The organism is Streptomyces sp. NPDC002276, assembly GCF_053891435.1.
On the sequence record NZ_JBSFCQ010000015.1, the window covers coordinates 254530 to 262042 of the forward strand.

Sequence of the window (7513 nt, forward strand, 5' to 3'; positions counted from 1 at the left end):
CTCAGGCGCTCAGGGGTTGCGGGGCAGCCGCGTGCAGCGAGCGGCCGGTGATGGACAGGAAGACGTCGTCCAGCGTGGGGCGGACCACCTGGATGGAGATCGGCTCGGCATGGACGCCGTCCAGCGCGCGCAGGAACTCCAGCAGCACACGGTCGTTGTGTTCGACCGTCAGCCGCAGGGTCCGGCCGTCCATCCGGACGTCCTGGACGGCGGGGTGCGCGGCGATCGCGGCTTCGGCCCGGTCGGACTCGGAGCCCAGCTCGATGGTGACGATGTCGTGCCCCAGCTGCTGCTTGAGACTGGCGGGACTGTCCTCGGCGACGATCCGGCCGCGATCGATGATCAGCACCCGGTCGCAGAGCGCGTCGGCCTCGTCCAGGTAGTGAGTACTCAGAAAGACGGTGGTGCCCCGGGCTTCCCGGACAGCGCGAACGTGCTCCCAGAGCATGTTGCGGCTCTGCGGGTCCAGTGCGGCGCTGGGCTCGTCGAGAAAGAGCAGCTCGGGCTCGTGGACCAGGCCCAGAGCGACATCCAGCCGACGTCGCTGGCCGCCGGAGAGCGTGCTGGTCGGGCGCTCCGCCAGCCCGGCCAGGTCCAGCCCCTCGATCAGCTCGGCCGCCCGGCGCACCGCGTCGGCCTGGGACATCTGGTAGAGACGGCCCTGAAGGATCAGCTCGCTGCGTACGGTGGCCGCGGGAGACGTGCCGCCCGACTGTGCGACGTAGCCGATCTTTCGGCGGACGCCCTTCGGGTCGGTGCGCAGATCGCAGCCGGCCACCCGGGCAGTGCCGGACGTGGGCTCCAACAGCGTGGTGAGCATGCGTAACGTGGTGGTCTTGCCGGCGCCGTTCTGGCCCAGGAAGCCGACGATCTCACCCGGCTCGACGTGGAAACTCACCCCGGCGACCGCCTCCACTCCGCCCTTCTTGCTCTTGTACGTCTTCGACAGGTTTTCCGCTTCGATCATGTGCACGGCTACTCCTTGTCGGACCGGTCTGCCTGACGATCGGATGCTGCTGCGGCCTGCTCCTCACCTGCTGAGGGCCGGGGGTCGACGATGTCGGCCACGTCCTTCTCGAATTTCTCCAGCCAGCGCAGTTCGGCGTCCAGCTGCATCTCCCGCCGACGGAACATCGCCGCGTCGAAGGCGGTGATGAGGCCCTGCTCGGTGAGGCGCCGGCATTCGGAAGCCACGCCGTCGCGGCTGGCGGCCAGCACCTCGCGGCGCGAGGCGAGCAGCGCGAGCATCTCCGCGCGGTCCCCGACCCGGCCGAAGAGCAGGGCGACTCCGAGCGGGTCCGGGCCGAAGTGCAGCCGGGCGATGGCCTTCTCCCGGAGTGCGTGCAACTCGGACCGGCCGTCATCGGTGATCCGGTACACGGTCCGGACCGGGCGACGGCCCACCTGTTCGGTGCGCACTGCCTCGACGAGGCCCTGCGCCTCCATCGTCTTCAGCTCCCGGTGCAGAGCACCGATGCTGACGCCTCCCCAGGTCTGGACGTTGCTGCGCTCGGCCTGTCTGCGGATCTCGTGACCGTGCTGCGGTCCGCCGCTCTCCAGCAGGCCCAGCACCACGAGGCGAGATAGATTCATGAAGCTAACTACACGGCATTAGATTCTTGTTGTCAATCGGATCCGAACTCCCTAGGCCCTCGTCACCGTCGACCGAGTCCGCTTCGAGGAGGCTTCGAGCCACGCGGACCACTCTGGGGCCGACCGCCGACGGCCTGAACACTCGTTTCGACCAGGGGAAGTGAGCGATGCCGGCAACCACCGAGCAAACACCCGAGGTCCCGCCCCTGATCTGGGCCGAGCCGGAACCGGACGGCGCCCTGTTGCACCCACGCCTGACTCGTCCCGAGGTCGTAGCGGCGCTGCTGCGAATCGCCGACGCCGACGGACTCCCGGCGGTGTCGCTCGAACGCCTCACCGCGGAGCTCGGCGCTGCCGGGATGTCTCTTCGGCACCACATCCGGCGCCCGGGCGACCTGGAGGACCTGCTGATCGACGGCGTCTTCGCCGAACTGGCGCTCCCGGAAGGCGGACCGGGGGAATGGCGGACGGACATGCGCGCCGGCGCGTACCAGCTGCGGGAAGCCATCGGACGCCACCCGTGGTTCGCCCGACTGACCTTCCGTCGGCCGCTCTTCGGCCCTCAGGCCCTCGGCTGGCTGGAGCGGACGATGGCGGTACTGGAGGGTGCCGGGCTGGACGTCACCGTCGCTTCGGCCTACGCGGGCATCATCACCGGCCACGTCATGGGAACGGCGATGTGTGAGGCCGAGGAGGCGGAGATGGAGCGGGTCCGGGCCGGCGACAGGAGCACCCACGAGAGGCATTTCGACGTGGCGTCATTCCTGGACGGCATCGTCGAGGGCGGCCGGTACCCGGCGTTCTCCCGGTTCTTGCGGGCAGGGGCCCGCCACCTGACCGCCGACGAGAGTTTCGAGATCGGCCTCGACGCCCTGCTGGACGGCCTCGCCTCGCGGATCGAGCAGACCTGAAGCACGGATTGCCAGATAGTTTATCCCTGGACCAAAAGGCTCCGGCCGCACTGCGACCGGGGCCTTCGCATGCCCGGCCGCACGACTACAAAGGAAATGAAATTCGCAGAAGATACTCGTACCATGCCGGGAAAACCCGCCTCCACTTTCGGAATATCTGATTCCGCCTGTGCCGCTGACGCCCCATTTTTCCAAGGTCGGCATATTATGCAACCAATTCCCCGAAGTCTATTTTTTCAGTACCAACTTGAGCCACCCTTGAGGAATAATTGATTCTAACGTTTGCCAAAATACCGTTGAATCCCGCCAGGGCCCTGCTATACGATCAACGGAGGACGGGGGAAGTCTCAATGCAGGTGCACGATTGTCTCATGACACCGTTCACACTGCACCCCAGTCAATAAGAGCAATCTTCAGAGATGGTCTCAAATTGATGGAGGGGATTACATGTATGGGGAATCGGCTGATATCGCCATGTCTGTTCTTGGCCCGCTGCAGTTCAGCGTGAATGGAATTGACGTCACCCCCACCGCACCGAAGCAAATGCAGGTTCTTGCGCTCATGGCCCTCAACGAAGGGCAGGTGGTGACATCCGCGAGCTTCGTAGACGAACTGTGGGCGGAAAGTCCTCCGAGAAGTGCAAAAACGACTCTGCAGACCTACATTCTGCACCTCCGGAAACTCATGTCCAAGGCGTTCAAGGACGAATCCCCGGCGGTTCGGGACATTCTGCTCACCAGGCAGGGCGGCTATCTTCTGCGTTTACCGATGCCCCCCTTCGATCTTCGCCAATTCAACGATCTCTCGACCGAGGGCAGGATCGCGCTCGCTCAGGGAAACCCGCAGCATGGGTCACATCTACTGCGGAAGGCGCTGGAGTATTGGCGGGGGCCGGCTCTCGTCGATGTCCCGATCGGCTCCGTTCTCGAACCGAAAGTCCGCGGGCTTCAGACGCAGCAGCAGATTGTGCTGGAAAGCAGGATCGAAGCCGATCTACAGGTGGGCAGGCACGACGAGGCGATCCTTGACCTGGTCATGCTGACCGCGCAGCAGCCTCTCAATGAGAATATACATGAGCAATACATGCGTGCCCTTAACCTGGCGGGCCGCCGCTCGGATGCTCTCAGTGTGTTTCATCAGCTCCGGAAGAACCTGATGGATGAACTCGGTCTGGAGCCGTCCCAGAAATTGCAGCAGGCACAGCATGTGATCCTCACATCCCCGAACGCCGCCTAGGCAGAGGCGTTCGGTCCCGCCCGTTCGGTCCGGCCTCGACCGACTGTCGAGGCTGACCGACAACCCTCTGATCCACCGCGTTCGCGGGCGGGACGAGGAGGGTCCATGCGACACGAACTACCGGTACCGCTCTATTGTTTCGCGCATGCCGGGGCAGGCGTCTCCGCCTTCGAAGGCTGGACGGCGAACGTCGGCCCCGGCGTGGTGCCCGTCCCCGTGCTCCTGCCCGGCCGCGGCCGACGGCGCGACGAAACCCGGGCGACCACTCGTGAAGCGCTGCTCGACGATGTGCTGCACCTGTTCAGCGACGCGCCGACCGGCCCGTACGCCCTGTACGGGCACGGTCTCGGCGCCCTGGTCTGCTACACGGTGACCCGGGCCCTGCACGAGATGGGGCTGCCCGGTCCCGCGCTCCTGGCGGTCGGCGCCTGCACACCCCCGCACATGCCATCCGAATCGGCCTACGTCCTGGGGGTACCGGAGGCCCAGCTCCTGCGCACTCTGGACCGGATGGGCGTCGTACCGCTCGGCACCGACCTCGGCTGCATCCGGGAACCGCCCGGGAAGCAGGTGCTCCGCGACGATCTGGCACTCGACCGCGCACTGCGTGCGGCCGCACGCACACCGTCACCGGCCGGCCCGCTCACCACTCCGCTGCTCGTCGTCACCGGGCACGACGTGCCGATGTCGCCCGCTGTGACGGAGGGTTGGCACGCCTGGACCGAAGGGCCCACAAGGCTGCGCACCGTATCGGACGGCCACGCCTTCGTCCGCGGCCCCGAGCTGCCCAGACTGCTCGGGCAGGCATGCCGCGTGGTGCGCCGCCTCAGCCCCGTGCGGAGCCGGCTTCCCGTGCCTTCGCCGATCGATCTTCGCCGGTGACGCCGAAGGGACATGCCCGCCCCGCCCTGGCTCACCCGGGTGTCGCCGAAGCAGCCCCTGCTCGGTCTCCTCCACTCCCTCTCCTGCCTCCGTCGTTCGTTCTTCGAGCGTTCCTTGTCCGGTCCCGTTCAAACTCCTTCCCCGGCACAGGACGTTCCCGCCCGGTCGCCGAGCACCCCTGGTCTCCCGCCACCACTGTCTGGAGTGACATGTCCCACCGCCTGTTCACCTCGGAATCCGTCACCGAGGGACACCCCGACAAGATCGCTGACCGGATCAGCGACACGATCCTCGACGCCCTGTTGCGCGAGGACCCCCTCTCCCGCGTCGCGGTGGAAACCTTGATCACGACCGGGCAGGTGCACATAGCCGGTGAGGTCACCAGCACCGCACACGCGCCGATCGCCCAGCTCGTACGCGACGCCGTCCTCGCCATCGGCTACGACTCCTCGGCCAAGGGCTTCGACGGTGCCTCGTGCGGTGTCTCGGTCTCCATCGGGGCGCAATCGCCGGACATCGCGCAGGGGGTCGATACCGGCGGCGCGGGAGACCAGGGCCTGATGTTCGGCTACGCGACCGACGAGACCCCGAACCTGATGCCCCTGCCCATCGAACTCGCGCACCGGCTCGCCCGGCAGCTGACCGAGGTCCGCAGGAACGGCACCCTCCCCTACCTCCGGCCGGACGGCAAGACCCAGGTCACCATCGAGTACCGGGGAGATCGCCCGGTACGGCTGGACACCGTCGTCGTCTCCACGCAGCACGCGCCCGGTATCGACCTGGACCACCTGCTCGTCCCCGACATCCGTGAGCGGGTGGTCGGCCCTGTCCTCACACGACTCGCCGAGGACGGCATCAAGCTGGACACCGACAGCCACAACCTGCTGGTCAACCCGACCGGCCGCTTCGAGATCGGCGGCCCGATGGGCGATGCCGGCCTGACCGGCCGCAAGATCATCATCGACACCTACGGCGGCATGGCACGGCACGGCGGCGGCGCCTTCTCCGGCAAGGACCCCTCCAAGGTGGACCGTTCGGCGGCGTACGCGATGCGCTGGGTCGCCAAGAACGTGGTCGCGGCCGGCCTTGCCACCCGCTGCGAGGTCCAGGTCGCCTACGCCATCGGGAAGGCCGAGCCCGTCGGCCTGTACATCGAGACATTCGGCACCGAGTCGCTCCCGGTCGACCGTATTCAGCAGGCCGTCACCGAGGTCTTCGATCTCCGCCCGGCCGCCATCATCCGCGATCTGGACCTGCTCCGCCCCATCTACGCCCAGACCGCCGCGTACGGCCACTTCGGCCGCGAGCTCGCCGACTTCACCTGGGAACGCACCGACCGTGCCCAGCGGCTCAAGCACGTCGCGGGTGTCTGAGTCAGGTGACGGCGCCCCACGCACCGACAGGAGCACACATGCGTATAGCCGTGACAGGGTCCATCGCCACCGATCACCTGATGGTCTTCCCCGGCCGGATCGCCGACCAGCTGCTCCCCGACCGGCTGGCCCATGTCTCGCTCTCCTTCCTGGTCGACCGCCTCGATGTGCGCCGCGGCGGAGTCGCGGCCAACATCGCCTTCGGACTCGGCATCCTGGGCCTGCGTCCGATGCTGGTCGGGGCGGTCGGCGGCGACTTCGCGGAGTACGAGGCATGGCTGAAGCAGCACGGCGTCGACACCACCGGCGTCCGGGTCTCCGCACAGCGGCAGACCGCTCGTTTCGTCTGCATAACCGACGAGGACGCCAACCAGATCGCCGCGTTCTACTCGGGCGCGATGGCCGAGGCCGGCGACATCGATCTGCGGGACCTCGTCTCCGCGGGCACCGGGCCCGATCTGGTTCTCGTCTCGCCCAACGACCCGGCGGCCATGCTGCGCCACACCGGCGACTGCCGCGCGCTCGGCATCCGGTTCGCCGCCGACCCGTCGCAACAACTCGCCCGGCTGACCGGCGACCAGGTGCGTGACCTCGTCGCCGGATCCACATGGCTGTTCACCAACGAGTACGAGGCAGCGCTGATCCAGGAGCGCACCGGCCAGAGCAGAGACAAGATCCTCGACACCACGGGTACCTGGGTCACGACCCTCGGTAAGCGCGGCGTCCATATCGAGCGTGCCGGACAGCCGACCGTCACCGTGCCCGCGATCCCCGACACCGAGGTCGTCGACCCGACCGGAGTGGGTGATGCCTTCCGGGCCGGCTTCCTCACCGCCGTCGGTCGTCGGCTTCCCGTCGAGTCGGCGGCACAGCTGGGCTGCGCGCTCGCCTCGGTCGCCCTGCGCACAGTGGGTTCACAGACCTACGAGACCGATCTGACGAGCCTGCTCGGCATCGTCAAGCGGGCCTACGGCGACGGTCCGGCCCAACGGCTCGCGAACGCGTTCCAGGAGCCGTCATGACCGCCGACAGCCGGACCCGTGTGTCCGAGCTCCGAGAGGCGCTGGCCACCCGTGTGGTGGTCGCCGATGGAGCGATGGGCACCATGCTCCAGGCGCAGGAGCCCACGCTTGAGGATTTCGAGGATCTCGAAGGCTGCAACGAGATCCTCAACGTCACCCGCCCGGACATCGTCCGCTCGGTCCACGAGGAGTACTTCCGCGCGGGTGTCGACTGCGTCGAGACGAACACGTTCGGCGCGAACCATTCGGCGATGGCCGAGTACGACATCGCCGACCGGGTCCACGAGCTCTCCGTGGCGGGTGCCCGTATCGCCCGGGAGACCGCTGACGCCTTCGCCGCGCGTGACGGGCGCCGCCGCTGGGTCCTGGGCTCCATCGGCCCGGGCACCAAGCTGCCGACCCTGGGCCACATCGGTTACGCGACCCTGCGTGACGGTTTCCAGGCGAACGCCGAGGGCCTGCTGGCCGGTGGCGCCGACGCGCTGATCGTGGAGAC

The 7513-nt window shown here is 67.5% G+C and carries 8 protein-coding genes; 6 read left to right on the forward strand and 2 right to left on the reverse strand.

Annotated features, from left to right (window positions below; translation table 11 throughout):
* Position 1 precedes the first annotated feature (1 nt).
* Together ACWIHT_RS33485 and ACWIHT_RS33490 are read right to left on the reverse strand one after the other, a co-directional pair.
* A complete protein-coding gene (locus ACWIHT_RS33485; protein WP_456172061.1) occupies positions 2 to 967 on the reverse strand; it encodes an ATP-binding cassette domain-containing protein in 966 nt (321 codons plus the stop codon).
* 8 nt (positions 968 to 975) lie between these two features.
* A complete protein-coding gene (locus ACWIHT_RS33490) occupies positions 976 to 1593 on the reverse strand; it encodes a PadR family transcriptional regulator (protein WP_456172062.1) in 618 nt (205 codons plus the stop codon).
* 167 nt (positions 1594 to 1760) lie between these two features.
* Here ACWIHT_RS33490 and ACWIHT_RS33495 point away from each other — a divergent pair, with 167 nt between their 5' ends.
* The 6 genes from ACWIHT_RS33495 to ACWIHT_RS33520 all read left to right on the forward strand — a co-directional run.
* The gene (locus ACWIHT_RS33495) at positions 1761 to 2504 is read left to right on the forward strand and encodes a TetR/AcrR family transcriptional regulator C-terminal domain-containing protein (RefSeq protein ID WP_456172063.1); all 744 of its coding nucleotides are present in this window, start codon (positions 1761 to 1763) and stop codon (positions 2502 to 2504) included.
* 447 nt (positions 2505 to 2951) lie between these two features.
* Complete coding sequence (locus ACWIHT_RS33500; RefSeq protein WP_456172064.1) at positions 2952 to 3740, forward strand: AfsR/SARP family transcriptional regulator; 789 nt, start codon at positions 2952 to 2954, stop codon at positions 3738 to 3740.
* A 105-nt stretch (positions 3741 to 3845) separates the two neighbouring features.
* Positions 3846 to 4622 (forward strand): thioesterase II family protein, encoded by a 777-nt coding sequence (locus tag ACWIHT_RS33505; protein WP_456172065.1) that lies wholly within the window; start codon positions 3846 to 3848, stop codon positions 4620 to 4622.
* Positions 4623 to 4831: 209 nt separating this feature from the next.
* On the forward strand, positions 4832 to 5995 hold the full coding sequence (gene metK / locus ACWIHT_RS33510) for a methionine adenosyltransferase (RefSeq protein ID WP_456172066.1): 1164 nt from the start codon (positions 4832 to 4834) through the stop codon (positions 5993 to 5995).
* 38 nt (positions 5996 to 6033) lie between these two features.
* Entirely contained in the window at positions 6034 to 7017 is a 984-nt protein-coding gene (locus ACWIHT_RS33515; protein WP_456172067.1) for a carbohydrate kinase family protein, read from the forward strand.
* A partial coding sequence (locus ACWIHT_RS33520) for a homocysteine S-methyltransferase family protein (RefSeq protein WP_456172068.1) occupies positions 7014 to 7513 on the forward strand: 500 nt, incomplete at its 3' end. The genes ACWIHT_RS33515 and ACWIHT_RS33520, both read left to right, overlap by 4 nt.

Coding starts and splice junctions, on each gene's coding strand:
- ACWIHT_RS33485 (WP_456172061.1), bottom strand. CDS start 967: ATGATCGAAGCGGAAAACCTGTCGAAGACGTACAAGAGCAAGAAGGGC.
- ACWIHT_RS33490 (WP_456172062.1), bottom strand. CDS start 1,593: ATGAATCTATCTCGCCTCGTGGTGCTGGGCCTGCTGGAGAGCGGCGGA.
- ACWIHT_RS33495 (WP_456172063.1), top strand. CDS start 1,761: ATGCCGGCAACCACCGAGCAAACACCCGAGGTCCCGCCCCTGATCTGG.
- ACWIHT_RS33500 (WP_456172064.1), top strand. CDS start 2,952: ATGTATGGGGAATCGGCTGATATCGCCATGTCTGTTCTTGGCCCGCTG.
- ACWIHT_RS33505 (WP_456172065.1), top strand. CDS start 3,846: ATGCGACACGAACTACCGGTACCGCTCTATTGTTTCGCGCATGCCGGG.
- metK (WP_456172066.1), top strand. CDS start 4,832: ATGTCCCACCGCCTGTTCACCTCGGAATCCGTCACCGAGGGACACCCC.
- ACWIHT_RS33515 (WP_456172067.1), top strand. CDS start 6,034: ATGCGTATAGCCGTGACAGGGTCCATCGCCACCGATCACCTGATGGTC.